The sequence below is a fragment of the Mesorhizobium sp. M0166 genome, from assembly GCF_040322255.1.
Classification (GTDB): Bacteria; Pseudomonadota; Alphaproteobacteria; order Rhizobiales; family Rhizobiaceae; genus Mesorhizobium.
Genome location: NZ_JAMYTD010000013.1, coordinates 1 through 22,461 on the forward strand (window position 1 = coordinate 1; position 22,461 = coordinate 22,461).

General features: G+C 63.6%; 17 protein-coding genes. All 17 read right to left on the minus strand.

All coding sequences use genetic code 11. The features are described from left to right. Positions 1-81 precede the first annotated feature (81 nt). The 17 genes from NKJ46_RS16020 to NKJ46_RS16100 all read right to left on the minus strand — a co-directional run bounded on the left by NKJ46_RS16020 (position 82) and on the right by NKJ46_RS16100 (position 22,443). Complete coding sequence (locus NKJ46_RS16020; protein WP_352665939.1) at positions 82-774, minus strand: DUF2461 domain-containing protein; 693 nt, start codon at positions 772-774, stop codon at positions 82-84. Continuing rightward, the gene (gene ligA, locus NKJ46_RS16025; RefSeq protein ID WP_352665940.1) at positions 774-2,981 is read right to left on the minus strand and encodes an NAD-dependent DNA ligase LigA; all 2,208 of its coding nucleotides are present in this window, start codon (positions 2,979-2,981) and stop codon (positions 774-776) included. The genes NKJ46_RS16020 and ligA overlap by 1 nt, the downstream gene beginning before the upstream one ends. Positions 2,982-3,197: 216 nt before the next feature. Next, positions 3,198-4,871, minus strand: coding sequence for a DNA repair protein RecN (gene recN, locus NKJ46_RS16030; RefSeq protein ID WP_352665941.1), 1,674 nt, complete (start codon positions 4,869-4,871; stop codon positions 3,198-3,200). A 13-nt stretch (positions 4,872-4,884) separates the two neighbouring features. Then, on the minus strand, positions 4,885-5,754 hold the full coding sequence (locus NKJ46_RS16035; RefSeq protein ID WP_254818981.1) for an outer membrane protein assembly factor BamD: 870 nt from the start codon (positions 5,752-5,754) through the stop codon (positions 4,885-4,887). Positions 5,755-5,958: 204 nt separating this feature from the next. Next, positions 5,959-6,906 carry a UDP-3-O-acyl-N-acetylglucosamine deacetylase gene (gene lpxC / locus NKJ46_RS16040; RefSeq protein WP_352492693.1) on the minus strand — a complete coding sequence of 316 codons (948 nt, stop codon included), beginning with the start codon at positions 6,904-6,906 and terminating at the stop codon, positions 5,959-5,961. 279 nt (positions 6,907-7,185) lie between these two features. Beyond that, positions 7,186-8,856 (minus strand): cell division protein FtsZ, encoded by a 1,671-nt coding sequence (gene ftsZ / locus NKJ46_RS16045; RefSeq protein ID WP_352564490.1) that lies wholly within the window; start codon positions 8,854-8,856, stop codon positions 7,186-7,188. Between the two features lie 67 nt (positions 8,857-8,923). Then, positions 8,924-10,231 carry a cell division protein FtsA gene (gene ftsA, locus NKJ46_RS16050; RefSeq protein ID WP_352564489.1) on the minus strand — a complete coding sequence of 436 codons (1,308 nt, stop codon included), beginning with the start codon at positions 10,229-10,231 and terminating at the stop codon, positions 8,924-8,926. After that, the gene (locus NKJ46_RS16055; protein ID WP_352665942.1) at positions 10,228-11,169 is read right to left on the minus strand and encodes a cell division protein FtsQ/DivIB; all 942 of its coding nucleotides are present in this window, start codon (positions 11,167-11,169) and stop codon (positions 10,228-10,230) included. The genes ftsA and NKJ46_RS16055 overlap by 4 nt, the downstream gene beginning before the upstream one ends. Beyond that, positions 11,157-12,083, minus strand: coding sequence for a D-alanine--D-alanine ligase (locus NKJ46_RS16060; protein WP_352564487.1), 927 nt, complete (start codon positions 12,081-12,083; stop codon positions 11,157-11,159). The genes NKJ46_RS16055 and NKJ46_RS16060 overlap by 13 nt, the downstream gene beginning before the upstream one ends. Positions 12,084-12,397: 314 nt before the next feature. Then, positions 12,398-13,363: a UDP-N-acetylmuramate dehydrogenase gene (murB, locus tag NKJ46_RS16065; protein WP_352564486.1), complete on the minus strand. Its 966-nt coding sequence runs from the start codon at positions 13,361-13,363 to the stop codon at positions 12,398-12,400. Next, entirely contained in the window at positions 13,360-14,766 is a 1,407-nt protein-coding gene (gene murC / locus NKJ46_RS16070) for a UDP-N-acetylmuramate--L-alanine ligase (RefSeq protein ID WP_352564485.1), read from the minus strand. Before murC ends, murB begins: the two co-directional genes overlap by 4 nt. Continuing rightward, positions 14,763-15,890 carry an undecaprenyldiphospho-muramoylpentapeptide beta-N-acetylglucosaminyltransferase gene (murG, locus tag NKJ46_RS16075; protein WP_352665943.1) on the minus strand — a complete coding sequence of 376 codons (1,128 nt, stop codon included), beginning with the start codon at positions 15,888-15,890 and terminating at the stop codon, positions 14,763-14,765. Before murG ends, murC begins: the two co-directional genes overlap by 4 nt. A gap of 1 nt (position 15,891) precedes the next feature. Continuing rightward, a complete protein-coding gene (gene ftsW / locus NKJ46_RS16080; protein ID WP_352456168.1) occupies positions 15,892-17,043 on the minus strand; it encodes a putative lipid II flippase FtsW in 1,152 nt (383 codons plus the stop codon). After that, the gene (gene murD / locus NKJ46_RS16085) at positions 17,043-18,443 is read right to left on the minus strand and encodes a UDP-N-acetylmuramoyl-L-alanine--D-glutamate ligase (RefSeq protein ID WP_352564481.1); all 1,401 of its coding nucleotides are present in this window, start codon (positions 18,441-18,443) and stop codon (positions 17,043-17,045) included. The genes ftsW and murD overlap by 1 nt, the downstream gene beginning before the upstream one ends. Positions 18,444-18,451: 8 nt before the next feature. Then, on the minus strand, positions 18,452-19,534 hold the full coding sequence (gene mraY / locus NKJ46_RS16090) for a phospho-N-acetylmuramoyl-pentapeptide-transferase (protein ID WP_023676767.1): 1,083 nt from the start codon (positions 19,532-19,534) through the stop codon (positions 18,452-18,454). A 24-nt stretch (positions 19,535-19,558) separates the two neighbouring features. Continuing rightward, positions 19,559-20,992: a UDP-N-acetylmuramoylalanyl-D-glutamyl-2,6-diaminopimelate--D-alanyl-D-alanine ligase gene (locus NKJ46_RS16095; RefSeq protein ID WP_352564480.1), complete on the minus strand. Its 1,434-nt coding sequence runs from the start codon at positions 20,990-20,992 to the stop codon at positions 19,559-19,561. Next, positions 20,989-22,443 (minus strand): UDP-N-acetylmuramoyl-L-alanyl-D-glutamate--2,6-diaminopimelate ligase, encoded by a 1,455-nt coding sequence (locus tag NKJ46_RS16100; RefSeq protein WP_352665944.1) that lies wholly within the window; start codon positions 22,441-22,443, stop codon positions 20,989-20,991. Before NKJ46_RS16100 ends, NKJ46_RS16095 begins: the two co-directional genes overlap by 4 nt. Between the last annotated feature and the right edge of the window lie 18 nt (positions 22,444-22,461).

A 22,461-nucleotide genomic window follows, 5' to 3' on the forward strand; every position in this document is an offset into this window, starting at 1 on the left:
GAAACCGCCGGGCCTTGCCCGCGCAAAGTCACGATTTAGGCAATAAAATCAACAGTTTGACGTTTGTGGACGGAAACTAGACTAGCGCGGCGAAGCCTTGCCTTCGATCGCCCTGCCCCAGTCGAGCAGCGGTTTTGCCCGCATGACGAAGTCGACGAGTTCGTCGACCAATCCAGCTCCGTAGATATCCGCGAGCTCGATTGCGTGCCGGACGGCAAAATGCCGGTTGCGGATCGCGGCAGCGAGATCGGGCTCGGCGATATGCTCGAAGCCGCGCGGCGTGCGCTTCATGCAGCCGTCCGGATCAAGCTCGAGGCCGTTCTTCTTCAGCGCCGCGACGAGGCTGCGGAATTCAGCGGGCCGCTTCGCGATCGCGTTGCGCAGCGCCAGCAATAGCTCCGGTCCGGGCTGCCACCAGGCAATGGCGGCAAAGCAGCGCTCGAGCCCGATATGGACGTAAAACACGCCCTGTTCCATCTTGGTGCCGTCAGGCGAAAGGATCGCCGACAAATGCCGGTTATAAGGCCGTTTGTCCTTGGCGAAACGCACATCGCGATTAATCCGGAACAGCGACTTCTTGCGGTCGCCGCGCAGGCCGAGCCCCAATGCCGTGAAGCGCTCGGAGAGCGTCTCGACCAGATCGCCGAAGGGATCGCGCAGGTCGCGTTCGAAAAGGTCGCGGTTTTCCAAAAACCACTCCCGGCTCTGATGAAAATCGAGCGCCTTGAGGAAGGGAATGGCCTTTTGCCCAAAACCGTTGAACGCAGCCGCCATCACCCGCCCTTGCCGATCCGCTGCAGCCAGGTGTCCTCGTCGATCACCTCGATACCGAATTTGGTCGCGTCCTTCAGCTTGGAACCGGCGCCCGGCCCTGCCACCAGGAGATCGGTCTTCGCAGAAACCGAGCCGGCGACCTTCGCGCCGAGACGTTCGGCCATCGCCTTGGCCTCGGGGCGCGTCATCCTTTCCAGCGTGCCTGTAAACACGATGGTCTTGCCGGCGACCGCGCTATCGGCTGAGACGTTCACGATGTACGGCTTCGGGTGGACCTGTGTGAGCAGCGCTTCAAGCACGGCGTCGTTGCGTTCATTGCCGAAGAAATCACGAAGAGCGCCTATCACGGTATCGCCGATGCCGTTGATGGAAGGAAAAACGGTGTGTGGATCGGCTGCCGCTGCTGTCTCCTTGCCAATGCGGATCAACTCCTCGATGGTCGAGAAGGTTCGGGCCAGCACAGCGGCCGTCGTTTCGCCGATATGGCGGATGCCCAGCGCAAAGATGAAGCGATCGAGTTCCGGTTCGCGACGAGCGTCGATGGCAGCGAAGAGCTTGTCGAGGCCGTCGTAGTTGCGTTCCTCGACACTGCGTACATTCTTGCGCGTCTTGCCCGATGCGGCCTCACGCTGCCTGGCCTGCTCCTCCCGCCGCTCCGCCAGCGCCTTGGTGACGGCGGGACGGCGGTCCCGGAGAGTGAAGATATCGGCGGCTGTCTTGACCAACCCGGCATTGAAGAACAGGTCTATGTTTTCGGCGCCCAGGCCTTCGATATCCATGGCGCCGCGCGACACAAAGTGGCGCAATCCTTCCACGGCCTGCGCAGGGCAGATCAGTTCGCCGGTGCAACGTCGGCGGGAATCTTCCTTGCCGGTCTTTTCGTTGATTTCGCGCGTCGCGGGTGAACCGCAGATCGGACATTTGTGCGGGAATTCGTAGGGCATGGCATCTGGCGGACGCTTGTCGGCTACGACGCTCACGATCTGCGGAATGACGTCCCCTGCCCGCTGGATGACCACTGTGTCGCCGATACGCACGTCATAGCCGTCGCGGATCGGCTGGCCGTTGCTGTCCAGACCCTTGATGTAATCTTCGTTATGAAGCGTGACATTTTCGACCACGACGCCGCCGACCGTGACGGGCGCAAGCCGGGCAACGGGCGCCAGCGTACCGGTACGGCCGACCTGAATGTCGATCCTCAGCACGGTCGTCATCGCCTGTTCGGCCGGAAATTTGTGGGCGATGGCCCAGCGTGGTTCGCCGGTGACGAAGCCCCATCTGCGCTGCAATTCCAACTGGTCCACCTTGTAGACGACGCCGTCGATGTCGTAGCCCAGCGATGAACGCTGGGTCTCGATTAGGTGATAATGCGCGACCAGTTCCTCGACCGACTTTGCCCGGACCATCAGCGGACTGACCTTGAATCCCCACTCCGCGAATTTCTGCACGGAATCGTATTGGGTCGGAGCCGGATCCTTTGTGGTATAGCCCCAGGCGTAGGCAAAGAATTTGAGGTTGCGGCTGGCGGTAACGGACGGGTCCTTCTGACGGAGCGACCCGGCCGCCGTATTGCGCGGATTGACGTAATCCTGGCCGCCGATCGCCGCCGAACGTTGCTTCAGCGCCTCGAATTCCGCGTAGGTCATATAGACCTCACCGCGTATTTCGATGACCTCGGGCCAGTCCGATCCCTTCAAGGTTTTGGGAATATCGGCGATGGTCTTGAGATTGGCAGTGATGTCCTCGCCGACGGCGCCGTCGCCGCGCGTTGCCCCCTGTACGAACACACCGCCTTCATACCGTAGGGAGGCCGATAGCCCATCGATCTTCGGCTCAGCCGTGAAGGCAATGTTCAGACCCTTGTCGCGGTCAAAGAATCGCCGGCCCCGTTCTATGAAGTCCGCGACGTCCTGGTCGGTATAGGCCTTGGCGAGGCTGAGCATCGGCACCGCGTGGCGCACCTTGGCAAAACCTTCCGCCGGCGGCGCGCCGACCCTGCGTGAGGGCGAATCCTCGCGCACAAGATGCGGAAACCGCTGCTCGATGGCGAGATTGCGCCGGGTCAGCGCGTCATATTCCGCATCCGTGATTATCGGCGCGTCCTCGCCATGGTAGCGCCGGTCGTGCTCGGCGATCTCCTGCGCCAACCGCTTCAACTCGCTTGCCGCCTCGCTTTCGCTGAGCGAATCCACTGGTTTTTCGTCCATGCACTGCTCCCTCCACGGTGGCGCGACACAATAGAACAGGATTCTTTCACGAGGGAGAGACCAAACACGGAAAATCATTCCTGAACAGCAGGATGGCGCCAGACCCTGACTCAGGTCGCGAGCGCCGGAAACGAACTCGTCTAGAGCAATTCCAGGAAACCTGTGAAACGGTTTTCCGTCCGGAATTGCGCAGAAACGAAGAAAAGATGAACCGCTCTAGGCTGCCGCGGTGTTCTCCCGCAGCAGTCGCTCGGCCGCCGCGCGCGCCTCGTCGGTGATGGTGGCGCCGGCGAGCATGCGTGCGATCTCTTCCTGCCGCGCCGCCCGGTCCATCTCGGCGATGCCGGTCGAGACCCGGTCGGCCCCGCCCGACTTGGAGATCAGGAAATGCGTCGCCGCGCGCGCTGCCACTTGCGGCGCATGCGTGACCGAAAGCACCTGCACGCGTTTTGCCAGCCGTGCCAGCCGCTGGCCGATGGCATCGGCAACGGCACCGCCGACGCCGGTGTCGATTTCGTCGAAGACCAAAGTCGGCGCCGACCCGCGATCGGCCAGCGCGACCTTGAGCGCCAGCAGGAAGCGCGAAAGCTCGCCGCCGGAAGCGACCTTCATCATCGGGCCCGGCCTGGTGCCAGGATTGGTGCGCACCCAGAACTCGACCTGGTCGATGCCTTCTTCCATGCGGCTCTCGGCATCGCTTGCGATCTCGACGATGAACTCGGCCCGTTCGAGCTTCAGCGCCGGCAGTTCGGCCATTACCGCCTTGGTCAGCCCGACGGCCGCCGCATGGCGGAGCGACGACAGCTGGGCCGCCGTAATGTCATAGGCCTGACGCGCCGCTGCAGCCTGTTTCTCCAGCGCATGCAGGCGCTCCTCGCCGGCGTCGAGATCGGCAAGGTCGGCAGCCATGGTGTCACGCAATTGCGCCAGGTCATCGACGGCGACGCTGTGCTTGCGCGAGGCGGCACGCAGCGAAAACAGCCGCTCCTCGGTCTTCTCCAACCGCTGCGGATCATATTCTGTGGCGCGAAGTGCTGCTTCCACGCCCGACTGCGCTGCGTCGAGCGACAGCATCGCCTCGTCGAGCGATTTGACGACATCCTCGAGCAGCCCGGGCGCTTCGGTCACCTTGCGCTGCAGCCGCCTGAGCAGGCTGGCCAATTGCGGCAAGGGCGAGGACGGACCCGAGAGCACATCCTGCGCATCGTGGATTTCCGAGGCGATCTTTTCGGCTCGCATCATCGCGACGCGCAGTTCGGCCAGCTCCGTCTCTTCGCCCGGTTGCGGATCGAGCCTGGTCAATTCGGCGACCGCTGCACGCAGATAATCGGCCTCGCGGGCAGCTGCCTCGACTTTGGCCCGGTGTCGTGAAAATTCCTGCTCGCAGGTACGCCAACGCCGCCACGCCTCGCCGGTTGCCCGAGCAGGGCCGAGATGGCCGCCGAAACTGTCGAGCAACTCGCGATGGGCGCCGGGATCGACCAAAGCGCGCTCGTCATGCTGGCCGTGGATCTCGACCAGCGCACGGCCGATGTCGCGCATCAGCGTCACGCTGGACGGCTGGTCGTTGACGAACACACGCGTGCGGCCGTCCGCCGTCTGGACGCGGCGCAGGATGATGTCGCCGTCGTCCTCGATGGCATTATCGGCAAGCAGCATGCGAGCCGCGTGGTTGCGCGGCACGTCGAAGACGGCGATGATCTGGCCTTGTGCCGCGCCATGCCGCACCAGCGAAGCGTCGCCGCGGGCGCCAAGCGCCAGCGACAAAGCGTCGAGCAGGATGGATTTTCCGGCGCCGGTTTCGCCGGTAAGGACCGAAAGGCCGGACGAGAAGTCGATGTCCAGCTTCTCGATCAGAACGATATCGCGGATCGACAGCCTGGAGAGCATGGTGACGCGCCGCTCAGGCGCCGGTGATCAGCTTCCCGGCCTTGGAGATCCACGATCCGGCATTCTCGCGCGGCTCGAGCCCACCACTCTGCAGGAGCTTGTAGGAGTCCTTGTACCACTGGCTGTCGGGATAGTTGGTGCCGAGCACGGCCGCAGCGGTCTGCGCTTCCGACGTCAGCCCCATCGCATAGTAGCTCTCGGTAAGACGCGCCAGCGCCTCCTCGACATGGCGTGTGTTGGAATAGTTCTCCACGACGTTGCGGAACCGTTTGACGGCCGCGATGTATTCGCGGCGCTCGAGATAGTAGCGGCCGATCTGCATCTCCTTGCCGGCGAGCTGATCGTTGGCGAAGCGGATCTTCTCCTTGGCATCGTCGACATATTCGGAAGTCGGCCAGCGCGTCACCAGATCCTGCATCGTCTGCGCGGTAAGACGCGCTTCCTTCTGGTCCTGGGTGACGTCCTTGATCTGACGGTAGTAGCTCAGCCCGATAATATACTGGGCATAGGCTGCATCGTCGGTCGACGGGTAGAGGGTCAGGTAGCGCTTGGCCGAACCGATCGCCTCGTCGTAATTGCCCTGACGGTAGTCGGCAAAGGCACCCATCACCATCGATTTGCGGGCGAATTCGGAATATGGATGCTGGCGGTCGACGGCATCGAACTTGCGGCTTGCCTCCTGCAGGCGCCCGGCATTCAGATTGGCGAGACCCTGATTGTAGAGCACGTCGGCCGGCTCGGTCTGATCGACATAGGTCGACAGATCGACGTCCTTCTCGGACGACATGCAGGCCGACAGAAACAGCGATGGAACGACCACCGAAAGCGCCAGGAAAACAGCCCGCCGCAGCGCCTTCGATTGACCAACTCGCTTGAAAAACATGTTTGGATTCCGCCCTTTCGGCGTCATTTCAGTCGACGGCAGCAGCCATAAACCATAATTGCCTTGCCCGGCAACGCTATCCCCGGCCAATCGCACATTTTTGTGGCGGTTTGGCGCTACCTGGAAAGCTATGTAATTTGGCCGGCCGGTGATGCATCCATGCAACACAGCTTGACCGCAACGGGAGCCGTAAGACCTTAAGAATCAGATCATCCAGGGCGCATAGAGGGGTGCGTTGACGGCGCTCATCTCGGCGGTCCGGCCGCGCTCGCGGCGCGTCGTCTCGACGATTTCGAAAGCCGAACGGTCCGACAAGAGACGGCGCAGCGCAGCGGCGTTCAGCCTGTGGCCACCACGATAGGAGCGGAAGCAGCCGATGAACCGGGCACCGGCGAGCGCCAGGTCGCCCATCGCGTCCATCGTCTTGTGGCGCGCGAACTCGTTGGGATAGCGCACGCCTCCCATGTTGATCACGCGGTTGTCGTCGCCGATCACCAGGGAGTTTTCCAACGACGAGCCGAGCGCATAGCCGGCCGCCCACAGCCGCTCGACGTCCTTCATGAAACCGAAAGTGCGGGCACGCGCGACGTCGCGGCGGAAAATGTCGGCATTCATGTCGGATGCAAAAAGCTGGCGCCCGATCGCTGGGCTTTCGAAATCGATCTCGATCTCGAAGCGCGTGCCGTCATAGGGCCTGAACTCCGCCCAGCAAGCGCCGTTCTCGATGCGAACCGGCTTTACCACCCTGATGTAGCGACGCTTGACCGGCAGCGTTTCGATGCCTGCCTGGTCAATGGCCTCGACGAACATCACCGCGCTGCCGTCGAGAATAGGCACCTCATGGCCGTCGATTTCGATGACGAGATTGTCGATCCCAAGCCCGAAAAGCGTCGCCATCAGATGCTCCACCGTAGCAATGTGCTCACCTTGCGGATCGCCGAGCATGGTGGAGAGATCGGTGGCGCCGACCTCGGAAACGAGCGCGCGAAATTCGTGGCTTCCGCTCGCATTCGAAAGCTGGAAGACAACACCCGTATCGGCATCTGCCGGCAGGAAATGGACGGTGACCGGATTGCCACTGTGGACGCCGATGCCGGTCAGCGTCGCACGCGATTTAAGTGTCGTCTGATAGTCGTGCAAAACAATCCCCATAGCCCGTACTGCCTAGGTCCGCTTCATCTGCCCTGAGGGCGCGGCTCTTGATTGATCGGCAGGCAGGGCCACTTCCCCGAGACTCCCAGCAAACCGACTTTGGCCGGTGGCGAAGATAATGGTCCCGCAGGGAGACTCCAAATCACGGTTTCTTACTCGTTGTAACCGCGGCCCAGCGGAGGATTGCCCCATAAGTCCTTGTTTTAAAAGTGCTTTTAATATTAACAGGCGAACAGTTTCCTGCTCGCCTGTTAACAACTGTTACGAACCGTTAACAGATCAATTGGCCTGTCGGCGCAGGAAGGCGGGAATCTCCAACTGATCGTCTTCCTGGACAGCCCGGCTCTGCGGCGTCAGGCGGCCCTGCTCGTCCAGCTGGCCGCGGCGCGGCGCGTAAAGCTGCGGATCCTGGCTGGCAAGGCGGCGCACCTCCGCCGGCGCCTGGCGCAGTTTCGGTTCGCGCGGCTGCGCCGGCTGCAACCGTGCAGGCTCCTCTTCGCGGCGGGTCAACCCGTTGGTCAGGCGCTTGAGCAAGCCCATCGGGCCGCTGTTCTCGTGGTCAGCCGGCCGGGCCTTGGCTTCCACCTCAGCCTTCACCTGCGGTGGGAAATCCTCGACCCGCGGCATGCGCTGGGGTGCCGCGGCAACCGGCTGCGGCATTTCACGATGCGGAGCGGGCTGCATCGCTTGCTGAGCCACCGGCTGCATCATCGGCTGCGGCTGAGCGGGAGGCGCCTGGAAGATCTTGCTCTGCGGACGGAAGTCTTCCGCATGCGCGACCGGTGCCGGGCGGGCCTGTGCCATCGCTGCCGCATTCGCCTCGGCGAGTTGAATGGCCTCGGCGACCGGATCGGCAGCACGTGGTTCATAGATCGGTTGCTGGACAGGCGCCGGGCGCATTTCCGTGACCTGGGCCGCCGGGCGGCTGACCGGCTTCGGCGGAGCCGCGCGGATGGCGATCGGCGCGGCAGCGATTTCGGCCGCCGATTTGTCGATGCCGGTGGCGACCACCGATACGCGGATAACGCCTTCGAGTTCCTCGTCGAAGGTGGCGCCCAGAATGATGTTGGCGTCCTGGTCGACCTCTTCGCGAATGCGGGTTGCGGCCTCATCGACTTCGAACAGGGTCAGGTCGCGGCCGCCGGTGATCGAGATCAGCAGGCCCTTGGCGCCCTTCATCGAGGTCTCGTCGAGCAGCGGGTTGGCGATGGCGGCTTCAGCCGCGGCCATTGCGCGGCCCTCGCCCGAAGCCTCGCCGGTTCCCATCATCGCCTTGCCCATTTCGCGCATGACCGAGCGGACGTCGGCGAAGTCGAGATTGATCAGGCCTTCCTTGACCATCAGGTCGGTGATGCAGGCAACGCCCGAATAGAGCACCTGGTCGGCCATAGCGAAGGCATCGGCGAAGGTGGTCTTGTCATTGGCCAGCCGGAACAGGTTCTGGTTGGGAATGACGATCAGGGTATCGACGCATTTCTGCAGTTCCTCGATACCCATGTCGGCCGTCTTCATGCGGCGCTGGCCTTCGAAGTGGAACGGCTTGGTGACGACGCCGACGGTGAGGATGCCCTTTTCGCGGGCAGCGCGGGCAACGACGGGGGCCGCCCCGGTACCGGTGCCGCCGCCCATGCCGGCAGTGACGAAGCACATATGCGTGTTGGAGAGATGATCGATGATCTCGTCGATGCACTCTTCCGCCGCCGCGCGCCCGACTTCAGGCTGCGATCCGGCGCCGAGACCCTCGGTGACATGCGCGCCGAGCTGGATCAGCCGCTCGGCCTTCGACATCGTCAATGCCTGCGCGTCGGTGTTGGCCACCACGAACTCGACGCCGCGCAAGCCGGCGGTGATCATGTTGTTGACGGCATTGCCGCCGCCGCCGCCGACACCGAACACGGTGATGCGCGGCTTGAGCTCGGTAATGTCCGGCTTCTGCAGATTGATGGTCATTGTCTTGGTCCTTTGCCTTTCCCGCCGCTTCGCCGCCGCGGCCGCCTATGGGGCTGTCCCCGTCAAATTAAAAACTGTCTCTCAACCACTGACTCATTCGATGCAGTTTTCCGCCCGTTCCGGTCATCCGAAGACCGGAAATTCCCTTCGCCGGGCGGCTCTCGAAGCTCGCCATCTGCGGGTAGATCAGAAGCCCTACGGGCGTCGAAAAAGCCGGCCCCTTGGCCGCCTCGGGCAGGCCTGCCACGCCAAGCGGGCGTCCGATGCGCACATTGCGGCCGAGGATGCGGCGTGCTGCTTCGGGCAGGCCGGCAAGCTGGCTGGCGCCGCCGGTCAGCACCACACGCTTGCCAACCGCGTTGCCGTAGCCGGATTTGTTCAGCCGGTCGCGCAGCAATTCCAGCGTCTCGTCGATGCGGGCGCGGATGATGCGCGTCATCACCGAGCGCGGGATCTGCAACGGCACCTCGCCGTCCTCGCCGATCGGATGGATGGAAACCAGGTCGCGGTCGTCGGCACTGCCAGGCAGCGCCGAGCCATGCATCACCTTCAGCCTTTCGGCGGCATCGAGCGAGGTCGACAGGCCCTTGGCCATGTCCAGCGTGACGTGGTTGCCGCCGATCGCGATGGCGTCGCCATGGACGAACTTGCCTTCCGAAAACACCGAGATCGTCGTCGTGCCGCCGCCCATGTCGATGCAGGCCGCACCCATTTCGAGCTCGTCATCGACCAGCGCGGCTAGCCCGCTGGCATAGGGCGTCGCCACCATGCGCTCGACCGACAGGTGCGAGCGGTTGATGCAGAGCTCCAGATTGCGCAAGGGCGCTGCGTCGCCTGTCAGCACGTGCATGTCGACGCCAAGCTGGTCGCCAACCATGCCACGCGGATCCCGCACACCGCGCTCAGCATCCAGCGAAAAGGCAACGGGAAGCGAATGGATCACCTCGCGCTCGGCCCGCAGCGCCTGCTTGGCACCGGCGGCAAGCACGCGCTTGATGTCGGCCTCGTCGGCCTCATGGCCGCCGAGATTGATGGTGGCCGAAAAAGCCTCGCTCTTCAGCCGACCGGCAGTCATGTTGACGATCAGCGAATCGACCGTCAGTCCCGCCATGCGTTCGGCGGCGTCGACGGCCAGACGGATGGCGTGCTCGGCGCGGTCGAGATCGATGACGACGCCCGATTTCACGCCTTGCGATTTCTGGTGGCCGATGCCGATCACCTGGACGCGATGCGAGCGTCCGCGCAGCAGCTTGCCATCGTCGCGCGGCTTGAGTTTGGCCACCACGCAGCAGACCTTGCTGGAGCCGACATCCAGCACCGTCAGGATGCCGGACCGGCGCGACGAGGTATCGCTATTGCCGCCAAGCCAGCTCATATCTTCGTCTCCGGCTTGCGCTTCAGCATCTTGGGGTTTTCGTCGAGCGCGGCTTGGCGCTGCGTCGCCGCTTCCGGCGTCAACTGGACGACCAGACGATCGGACAGGCGCATGTCGACGGCGGCGATGTCGCGCGTCAAAAGCCCGTTCTCGTGGTCCATCCTGACCAGGTCGGCAATCGCCTGATCCTCACCGTCTTCGGGAAGCTTGATCGTGATGCCGTTTTCAAGCTTGAGATCCCAGCGCCGTTCGCCGATGCGGATATAGCCCTTGATCCGCGCGGCGAGCTCCGGATAATTCTTGATCTTGGCCAGGAAATCCGGCGCTTTGGCAGGTGCGCCGGTGCCGATGATCAGCGGCAGCAACATCTGCTTGCCGCCGGAGAACGGCGCAATGACGGTGCCGGATTTCTCGATGACCGAAAGCGCGCTGCCTTGCTGCCACAGCGCGAACGGCTCGCGCTCCTCGACGCGCACTTCCAGCGTATGCGGGTAGACCTTGCGCACCGCCGCGGCTTCGACCCAGGGCAGCGTGGTGATGCGTTCGCGCGCGGCTTCGGCATCGAAGCCGATCAGCGAGGTCCAGCCGTCGAGTTCCAGCCTGTCGAGAATATCGATCTCGGACGTTTCGCGGTTGCCGACGACCTTGACCTGGTCGACGGCAAAGCCGGTGCGGGCGGTGACACTCTGGACGATGGCGTCGGAATATCCGCCGAGATAGGCGCCATAGGCACTGCTCGAAACAAGCAGTGCCGCCGACAGCATGGCAGCGCAATAGGGCGGCGCTTCGAAGTCGCCTTCGCCGAGGCGCGCCAGCACGCGCACCGGCCGGCGGAGCAGGCGCGGCAGCACGAAATGGTCGAACGACAACGGCATGCCGAACAGCGCCGGCCCGGCCGCGCCCTTCCCCTTGCCCTGTCCCCACTTCAACGCAGACACGAAGCGTCCTCCACCATCCAACTCAACAAATCGCCGAACGAGTGTCCCGCTTGCGCGGCGATTTCCGGCACCAAAGACGTCGGCGTCATGCCCGGCTGGGTGTTGACCTCGAGCCAGACAATTTCGCCGTTTTCGGAGTGACGATCGTCATAACGGAAGTCCGACCGGGAAACGCCCCGACAGCCGATAGCTTGGTGAGCCTTGAGCGTCAGTGTCTGTATTTTTTGGTAAATATTCGGTGAAAGTTTTGCCGGGCATTCGTGTTTTGATCCTCCCGCGACGTATTTTGAATCGTAGTCGTAGAAGGAATGGCCGGTCGGGATGATCTCGCAGACACCGAGCGCCACATCGCCCATCACCGCGCAGGTCAATTCCCGTCCGTGCACATAACGCTCGACCATCACCGTATCGCCATATCTCCACTCGGACGAGCCGATGATCTGCGGTGGATGCGACTGGCCTTCATGGACGATGACGACACCGAAGCTCGACCCTTCGTTGACCGGCTTGACGACATAGGGCGGCTTCATCGGGTGCTTGTTCTGGATGGCGAAGCGATTGGCCACCTTCGATTCGGCCACCGGAATGCCGGCCGCCTTGGCGACCTTCTTGGCCTGCTCCTTGTTCATCGCGAGCGCCGAGGCAAGCACGCCGGAATGGGTGTACGGAATGGCGAGGTACTCAAGGATGCCCTGGATGGTGCCGTCCTCGCCGAAGGGGCCGTGCAGCGCATTGAAGACGACGTCAGGCTTGAGCGCGCCCAGCACCGAGCCGATGTCGCGCGAGACGTCGACGCGGGTGACCTGGTAGCCCTCTCCCTCGAGCGCATCGGCACAGGCTTTACCCGACGACAGGGACACGGGCCGCTCGGACGAGAATCCCCCCAGAAGGACGGCCACATGCTTGCTTGTCATTCCCCGTCATTTCCTCTCACAGCAGGCCTGCACCATCGTGCATGCCCCGAAAAGCATCGCGCGCACTCAAATGCGCCCGAGCAACTTCGCTCCCTTGTTTCCGCAACATTGAGTCCGAGTCTCCCGGCAGGTTGCCCCCCAGACGGAAACGCAAGTAACGCGTCGAAACGACTCAAATCAGGAAACGCTTCAGGGCAGAGAATCAGAGAGTTGATTCGCTGGCAAGTGCTTACGATTCCGATGGATTCACTTTCCGCAAAAACGGCAGCAAAATGTGAATTCATGAGCCCGAAAGGCAACGGCGGTCGGCTTGCCTAAAGCAACTGCCCGAGAAATTCCTGGACAGCATGGCCCGGCCGAAAATTGCCGATGCGCTTGATCTCCCACTGCAGCCGGATGCCCGATTTTTCGAGCACACGCGCGCGCACCGTCTCACCGAGATATTCAAGCTCGTAGCCTGTGGCCGTTCCGGTGTTGATCATGAAGTTGCAATGCATCGGCGACATCTGCGCCCCACCGACCATCAGGCCGCGGCAGCCGGCCTTGTCGATTTCCTTCCAGGCCGAGGTGCCCTCGGGATTCTTGAAGGTCGAGCCACCGGTCTTTTCGCGGATCGGCTGCACCGTCTCGCGATGGTTCTGGACAGCATCCATCGCGGCCTTGATCGCCGCCTTGTCCTCGGGAACGCCTTCGAGCAGCGCCGACGTGAAGATCAGCCCGGACGGCGCCGATGAATGGCGATAGGCATAGCCCATATCGGCATTGCTCAGCGTATGAACATTGCCCTTGCGGTCGAGTGCCCGCACCTCGACCACACGCTCGCGCGTCTCGACGCCATTGGCGCCGGCGTTCATCCTCAGCGCTCCGCCAACGGCGCCGGGAATGCCGTGGTAGAAATGAAAGCCACCGATGCCGGCCTCATAGGCGACGGCCGCAAGGCGCTTGTCGGGTGTCGCAGCGCCCGCCTTGATCGTGGTCGGCGCAATAACTTCGGTCTCACCAAAGCCTTTGGCCGAAAGCCGGATGACAAAGCCCGCAATGCCGCCGTCACGGACAAGCAGGTTCGAGCCGACGCCGACGACGGTCAGCGGAATTTCCTCCGGCACCGCCTTCAGGAACGTGGCAAGATCGTCCTCGTCGGCCGGCTGGAACAATGCGTCCGCGAGCCCGCCGGCTCGAAACCAGGTGATCTTGTCCATCTCGGCATTGGGCGTGATGCGGCCGCGCAGTCCGGCAAGCCGGTCGCCAAGCTTCTCGATCAACGCCTGGCCGCGCGTCATGTGATGGTCCCGCCGAGTTCCTTGGGCAGCGCATAGGCCCATTGGGTGATGTTGCCGGCGCCGAGGAAGACCACAAAATCGCCCGGCTTCGCCACCTCGCGCACGATCGGCGCAATCGCCGCCGGACCTTCGATGTAGCGTGCGTCGCGATGGCCGCCGGAGCGGATGCGCGACACCAGTGCGTCGGACGTAACGCCGTCGATCGGTTCCTCGCCGGCCGCATAGACAGGTGCCACCATTACCGTATCGGCGTCGTTGAAGCAGACGGAAAACTCGTCGAACAGATCGCGCAGCCGGGTGAAGCGATGCGGTTGGGTAACGGCGATGATGCGGCCCTTGGTAGCGCTGCGCGCAGCCTTCAGTACTGCCGTGATCTCGACCGGATGATGACCGTAATCATCGAACACATCGACACCGTTCCACGAACCGGTATGGGTGAAGCGCCGCTTGACGCCGGCGAAGGACGACAGACCCTTCTTGATTGCCTCAGCCGAAAGGCCGAGCTCGTGCGCGACGGCAATCGCCGCCGTCGCATTGGAGACATTGTGGCGCCCGGGCATCGGTAGCCGCAGACCTGATATCGTTATCTGGCCGTGCGTCTTGCGGTCGCGGATCACCACGTCGAATTCCGAAGTCGGGCCATCCATGCGATGATTGGTGAAGCGCACGTCGGCCTGCGCATTTTCGCCATAGGTGATGACGCGCCGGTCCTCGATGCGGCCGACCAGCGCCTGCACCTCAGGATGGTCGGTGCACATCACGCCAAAGCCGTAGAACGGCACATTCTCGACGAACTGGCGAAACGCCTCGCGCACTTTGTCGAAGGAGCCGTAATGGTCGAGATGCTCGGGGTCGATATTGGTGACGACGGCAATCTCGGCCGGCAGCTTGAGGAAGGTGCCGTCGCTCTCGTCGGCCTCGACCACCATCCATTCGCCGTCGCCCATGCGGGCATTGGTGCCATAGGCATTGATGATGCCGCCATTGATCACCGTCGGGTCGAGCCCGCCGGCATCGAGTAGCGTCGCCACCATCGAAGTCGTCGTCGTCTTGCCATGCGTGCCGCCGATCGCGACCGCCTGCCGGAAGCGCATCAGCTCGGCCAGCATTTCGGCGCGCCGCACGATCGGCAGCAACTTCTCTCTCGCCGCCTTCAGCTCCGGGTTTGATTTCTTGATTGCGGTGGAGACGACGACCACTTCGGCCTCGCCGAGGTTCTCGGCCTGGTGGCCGACGAAGCATTCGATGCCCTTGTCGCGCAGCCGCTGCACATTGGCGCTGTCGGCCTGATCGGATCCCTGCACCTTGTAGCCGAGATTGTGCAGCACCTCGGCGATGCCGCTCATGCCGATGCCGCCAATGCCGATGAAATGCACGAGGCCGATCGTCTGTGGCATCTTCATGCGTGCGTCTCCTTCCTGAATTCCGAAACGGATTTCCTGGACGCAATAGCCTCTGTCAGATCGGCGAGCAACCGCGCGGCATCCGGTTTACCGGACGATTTCGCCGCCGCAGCCATTGTCGCCGCCCTGCCTGGATCATCCATCAGCCCGCCGACAAGCGCAGCGATCCGCTCCACCGAAAGCGTGGATTGCGGATGCACCTCGGCGCCACCCGCTGCGGCAAGGGCCGCCGCATTCGCCGCCTGGTCGTGGTCGAGCGCGTGGGGATAAGGCACCAGCAGCGCCGGCCTGCCGATCACCGCGATTTCCGATACGGTCGACGCGCCGGAGCGCGACATCACCAGATGCGCCGCCGCGAGCCGCGCCGCCATGTCGGTGAAGAAGGGCGACACCTCGGCCTCGATGCCAAGCGCGGCATAGGCGGCTCTCACCCGCCCCACATCGTCGGCGCGGGCCTGCTGCGTGATCGCCAGTCGCCTACGCTGTGCATCGGAAAACCGGGCGATCGCCGCCGGCACCGCGTCGGAAAAGAACTGCGCGCCCTGGCTGCCTCCAAATACCAGAAACCGGAACGGCTCTTCGCCGGCCGAAGCAGCATAGGGTGTATTCGCGGCCTCCAATACTTGCGGCCTGACCGGATTGCCGGTGGTCACCGTCTTTGCGCCAGTGGCACTGATGTCTTCCGGCAGGAATCCGCCGGCAACGGCGTCGACGCGGCCGGCGAGCGCCCGGTTGGCGCGGCCCATGACCGCATTCTGCTCGTGGATCAGCGTCGGTACCTTGCGCCGGGTCGCCGCGTAAAGCGGCGGCAGTGTCGGATAGCCGCCGAAGCCGACCACGATGGCGGGCTTGATGCTGGCGATGACGGCGGATGCCTGCCTAACCCCACGCCAGATTTTCCAAAACGCGGCGAGCATAGCAAAGGGATTCTTCGAGCCCATCGTCGCCGACTGGATCGGATGGATGGCGGCCGCCGGGAACTGCCCGGCAAAGCGCTCGGCGCGGTCGTCCGTCGCCAGATGCACCGTCCAGCCGCGACTGGTCAGTTCATGTGCCAGCGCCTCGGCCGGGAACAGATGTCCGCCCGTTCCGCCTGCCGCCAGAAGGATAACCCCCTTCGCCATCTCACTCCGCCGGCATCGCACGCGGCGACGGCATGAAGCCCAGCTGCTTGCGCTTTTCCGGGCGCTTGCGCGTCAGCGCCAGCACCATGCCCATCGAGATGGCGATCGCGATCTGCGAAGAGCCGCCGTAGGAGATGAACGGCAGCGTCATGCCCTTGGCCGGCATCAGCTGCAGATTGACGGCCATGTTGATGACCGACTGCAGGCCGAAGACCGTAACCAGGCCGCCCACCGCGTAGCGGGTGAAATCGTCCTGCTCCCTGAGTGCCGTGTTGAGACCGCGCAGCACGATGAAGCCGAAGATGGACATGATGAAGAAACACATGATCAGCCCGAATTCCTCGCCGGCGACGGAGAAGACAAAATCGGCGTGGCTGTCGGGGATGACCCGCTTGACGGTACCCTCGCCCGGCCCGACGCCGAACCAGCCGCCATTGATCAGCGCCTCGCGGCCCATGTCGACCTGGAACGTGTCGCCCTCGCCGGTCATGAAGCGGTCGATGCGGCCGGCAACGTGCGGGAACACCGCATAGGCGGCGAACACGCCGCCGACCCCTGCAGCACCCAGCGCGACGATCCACAGCCACGGCAACCCGGCCATGAAGAACATCACCCCCCAGGTGCCGAGCACCAGCATGGTCTGCCCAAGGTCAGGCTGCGCCACCAGCAGCGAGATGACCAGCGCAAGCAGCAACATGGCGAACAGATTGCCCGGAATGTCGGGCTGGCGCTTGTGCTCGGCGAACAGCCAGGCGCAGATGATGACGAAGGCCGGTTTCAGGAACTCGGACGGCTGGATCGACAGGCCGGCAAGCGACACCCAGCGCCGCGCGCCCTTCACCTCGACGCCGATATAGAGCACCGCCACCATCAGAAACAGCATGATGCACAACATGACCAGCGCCATGCGCCGGATCTGCCTGGATTCAAGGAACGAGACGGCCAGCATTACCCCAAGCGCCGGAATGGTGAAGATGATCTGGCGTGTCGCGAAGTGGAAACTGTCTAGCCCGATGCGCTCGGCCACCGCCGGGCTTGCGGCGAAAGACAAAACGATGCCGAGCCCCATCAGCGACAGGAACGCCGCCAGGAACCAGCGATCGATCGTCCACCACCAGGTCGCCACAGGGCTTTTGTCGAGACGGCTTTGCATTATCGTGTCCCTCCGATGGGCTTCATGCCATCAATGGCGGTTGCGGCTTGCCTGAACGCCTCGCCGCGGACTTCGAAATTCTTGAACTGGTCGAAACTGGCGCAGGCCGGCGACAGCAGCACCACTGCCTCGCCGCTATTATCCCTGGCCGCATCGAGGGCGGCGTGTTCGACTGCCGCCGCCAACGTGCCTGATATCTCGTAGGGCACCGCTTCGCCCAGCGTCGCCGAAAAGGCCGGTGCGGCTTCGCCGATCAGATAGGCCTTGGCGATGCGCGGGAAGAAGCCGCGTAACGGCTCGATGCCGCCCTCTTTCGGCAGGCCGCCGGCAATCCAGTAGATACGCGCAAAGCTCGACAGCGCCGGTGCAGCGGCATCGGCATTGGTCGCCTTGGAATCGTTGACGAACAGCACATGCCCTTTGCGGCCGACCTGCTCCATGCGGTGCGCCAGCCCCGGGAAACTCTCCAGTCCGGATTGGATCTCGCCGAGTTCGAGCCCGACCTTGAGACAGGCGGCGGCGGCAGCCAGTGCATTCTGCGCATTGTGCTGGCCGCGCAACGAGCCGATGCCTTCGAGGAAGGCGACCCTGCTGTAGCGGCCGTGCACGGCTTCCATTAAATTCGTGCCGTCGGCGAAATAACCGTCGGTCAGCGGCAGGCGCTTGGAAATCCGAATGACCTGCCGGCCCGCACGCTCCAGCCGGTCGGCGATCTGGGCGCACCAGGAATCGTCGACACCGATGATTGCCGTCTCGCTGCCGGCCACCAGCCGCTCCTTGATCGAGGCGTAGTGCTGCATCGTGCCGTGGCGGTCGAGATGGTCCGGCGTCAGATTGAGCAGGACGCCGGCCGTCGGATTGATCGAAGGGGCAAGATCGATCTGGTAGGACGAGCACTCAACCACATAGTGCCGCTCGGGCTGCGGCGGATCCAGCGTCATCACTGCGCGGCCGATATTGCCGCCCATCTGCGTGTCGCGCCCAGCCGATTTGAGGATGTGCGCCGTCAGTGCCGTGGTCGTCGACTTGCCGTTGGTGCCGGTGATGGCAATGAAGGGTGCTGCCGGCGCCCGCGCCGTCCGCTCGCGGCAGAAAAGCTCGATGTCGCCGATGATCTCGACGCCCGAGCCCCGCGCGAGCTCGACGGTCCAGTGCGGCTTGGGATGCGTCAGCGGCACGCCGGGCGACAGCACGAAGGCGGAAAACCTTGCCCAGTCCGCGCCGCGCAGGTCCGCTGTCATGATGCCGACCGCACCGGCCTTGGCGACGCTGTCGGGATTGTCGTCCCAGGCCAGCACATCCGCGCCGCCCTCGATCAGTGCGCGCGCCGTGGCGATCCCCGAGCCACCGAGCCCGAAGAGCGAAACGCGCTTGCCTGAAAAGGATGCGGCGGGGATCAAGCGGCCTCCTATCTGAGCTTCAGGGTCGACAGGCCGACCAGCGCCAGGATGACGGCGATGATCCAGAAGCGGATCACCACCTGGCTTTCGGTCCAGCCGAGCTTTTCGAAATGATGGTGGATCGGCGCCATCAGGAAGACGCGCTTGCCGGTCATCTTGAAGTAGCCGACCTGGATGATGACCGAGAATATCTCGACGACGAACAGGCCGCCGACGATGACCAGCACGATCTCGTGCTTGGTCGCCACCGCGACCGTGCCGATCAGCCCGCCCAGCGCCAGCGAGCCGGTATCGCCCATGAAGATGGCCGCCGGCGGCGCATTGAACCAGAGGAAGCCAAGCCCGGCGCCGATCACCGCTCCAAGGACCACTGCAAGTTCACCGGTGCCGGGCACGAAATGGATCTGCAGATATTCGGCGAACACCGCATTGCCGGAGAGATAGGCGATGACGCCGAAGGACGCCGCCGCGATCATGATCGGCACGATCGCCAGTCCGTCGAGGCCGTCGGTCAGGTTCACCGCATTGCCGGCGCCGACGATGACGAAGCACGAGAACGGGATGAAGAACCAGCCGAGATTGACGAGAAACTCCTTGGCGAAAGGGAATGTCAACGATGACGAGAACGGCGCCTGGCCGTTGTGCATGATCACCCAGGCGGCGATGCCGGCGATGACGAATTCGAGCCCCAGCCGCGCCTTGCCGGAAAAGCCGAGATGCGACTGCTTGGTCACTTTGAGATAATCGTCGTAGAAGCCGATCGAGCCGAATCCCAGCGTCACCAGCAGCACCACCCAGACGTAGATGCTCGACAGGTTCGCCCACAGCAGCGACGAACCGACGATGCCGGACAGGATCATCAATCCGCCCATTGTCGGCGTTCCCGCCTTCTTGAAATGCGTCTGCGGCCCGTCGGCGCGGATCGGCTGGCCCTTGCCTTGCCGCAGCCTCAGCGAATTGATGATGGTCGGTCCGAAGATGAACACGATCAGCGCCGCTGTGATCAGCGCTCCGCCGGTGCGGAAAGTTATGTAGCGGAAGACGTTGAAGACCGAGATCTTGTCCGCAAATTCGACGAGCAGTGTTAGCATGCGCTTGCGTCCCCCGGACCGATCCTAGGTCTGTCTGCTGTTTGTGGCTTCCGCCGGAAACTTGCCGAGCAACGCCTCGACCAGCTTTGAAAAGCCTATGCCCTTCGACGATTTGATCATGACCACGTCGCCGGGCTTCAATTCCGATAGAAGAACCGGTTTCAGATCTTCCGCGCCGGCGCGGTACTCCGTCCTGATCTCGTCGGGCAAAACGTCGGCCAGCGCCCGCATTTCCGGGCCGCCGAGAAAAACCGTGCGCGTGTCGGTGCCGACGATCAGACCGGCAAGCGCGGCATGCAATTTCGCCGAATGGCTGCCGAGCTCGAGCATATCGCCGAGCACGGCAATGCGCCTGCCTTCGCCCGACACCGGCGTCGTGTTGAGCAGTGCCATTGCAGCGCTCATCGACGCCGGATTGGCGTTGTAGCTCTCGTCGATCAGCGTGATCGGCCCCCTGGGATGACGCAACACATAGCGCTTGCCGCGTCCGCGTTCGGGCGAAAGATCGGCCAGCGCCTGCGCAACCCTGGTGACGTCGGCGCCGACCAGATGCGCGGCGCCCAGTACGGCCAGCACATTCTGCACCATATGGCGGCCCGGCGCGCCGATCCTGGCGACAATCTCATGCCCGCCGATCTTGGCAGTGATAACCGAGTGATCGGCATTGAGCTCGCATTTGATCAGTTTGAAGGTCGCCCGGGCATTCTCGCCGAACCCGTAGACATGCTCGACACCGGCCTCTTTCGCCATCTTCTCCAGCAGCTTCCAGCGCGCATCGTCGCGGTTGAGAAGGGCGGCGCCACCGGGCTCCAGCCCTTCGAAAACCTCTGCCTTGGCCTTGGCGATCTCGTCCAGGTTGCGGAAGAAGCCAAGGTGAGCGGCTGCGATCAGTGTAACGATGGCGACATGCGGCCGGACCATCTTGACCAAAGGCCGGATCTCGTCCGGATGGTTCATGCCGATCTCGAAGACGGCATAGTCGCAATCCTGCGGCATGCGCGCCAGCGTCAGCGGCACACCCCAGTGATTGTTGAACGACTGCGCCGATGCATGCACCGTACCGACTGCGGACAGAGCATGGCGTAGCGCTTCCTTGGTGGTGGTCTTGCCCGCCGACCCGGTCACGGCAATCACCCTCGCCTTTGAGCGTGCGCGCGCGGCAACGCCGAGCTTTTCCAGAGCGACAAGCACGTCCTCCACGACGATCATCGGTGCTGTCAGCCGCCCCAGCGACGGCAGCTTGCCCTCGGCGACGACCAGCACGCCGGCGCCCGCCTTGATGGCGGCGGTGACGAAATCATGGCCGTCCATGGCCTCGCCCTTGATGGCGAAGAAAGCATCTCCCGGCTGCAGGCTGCGGCTGTCGATGGAAATGCCGGCGATGCCTTCAGGCATCGGACCGAGCGGCCGGCCATCCATGGCGGCAACCAGCGCCTCGGAGGTCCACAGATAGCTCACGCTGCTTGCTCCCTGAGCGCCGAGCGAACTTCCTCATGATCGGAAAAATGCAGCGTCTCGGTGCCGATGGTCTGGCCTTCCTCATGGCCCTTGCCGGCCACGATCAGCGTGTCGCCAGCGTGAAGCATCCCGACCGCCTCGTGGATGGCCTTGCGCCGGTCGCCGATCTCGATCGCACCCGGTGCGGCCGCGAGAATCGCGGCGCGGATCGTCTCGGGTACTTCCGAGCGGGGATTGTCGTCGGTGACGATGACGACGTCGGCCAGCCTTGTGGCGATCTCGCCCATGATCGGCCGCTTGCCCCGGTCCCGGTCGCCGCCGCAACCGAATACGACGATGACGCGGCCGGTGGTAAAGGGGCGAACCGAAGCCAGCACGTTTTCCAGCGCATCCGGCTTGTGCGCGTAGTCGACATAGACGGGGGCGCCGTTGGCGGCCGTCCCAACCAGGTCGAGCCGTCCCGGCGCGCCCTTCAATTTCTCCAGCGCCATCAACGCTTTGGCAACAAATGTTCCAGTCGAAATGGCGAGGCCGGCCGACACCAGCGCGTTGGCAATCTGGAAGTCGCCGGCCAGCGGCAAGTCGACTTCATGGAGAACGCCGTCCGCTTCGACCTCGGCGCGCTGGCGGTGGCGCTCGTGCTCGACCCGCTTCAGCCGCAGGAAATCGCCATGGCGTCCGACCGTCAGCACGTTCAGTCCCGCTGCATGCGCCGCCTTGATCGTCGGCTCCGACCACGGGTCGTCGGCAAAGATGATGGCCGGCGCGCCCTTCGGCAGCAGCGCGTCGAACAGACGCAATTTGGCGCGATGATAGTCCTCGACCGTCGGATGATAGTCCATATGGTCGCGGCCGAGATTGGTGAAGCCGCCGGCCGCAAGCTTGACGCCGTCGAGCCGGCGCTGGTCGAGGCCATGGCTAGACGCTTCCATCGAGGCGTGGGTGACGCCGGCCTCCGCCAACTCCTTGAGCAGCCTGTGCAGTGCCACCGGATCCGGCGTGGTCAGCGAGCCATATTCATTGCGGCCCGGCGCCACCACACCGGTCGTGCCGATCGAAGCGGCGACCAAACCCGCCTGCTCCCATATCTGTCGGGTGAATGCGGCGACGGAGGTCTTGCCGCTGGTTCCGGTCACCGCGACCATGGTTTGCGGTTGCTTGCCGAAATAACGGGCCGCACTCAGCGCAAGCGCAAGGCGCGGATCGTCTACGACAAGAACCGGAACTGGCAGCCCGGCGACCGCACTGCCCTTGCCGACCACGATCGCTGCAGCGCCGCGGCTCGCGGCCTCGGCTGCGTAGGCTGCGCCATCCGCCTTGGAGCCGGTGAGCGCGAAAAAGACGACGCCCCGTGTTACCTGGCGGGAATCCGACGAAATCCCTGTAACCTCCATGTCGAAGGAAGCTGTCCCCTCGACAGGCAGGATACCGGCTAGATTTTTCAGCTTCATCGAACCCCGTTCATTGCA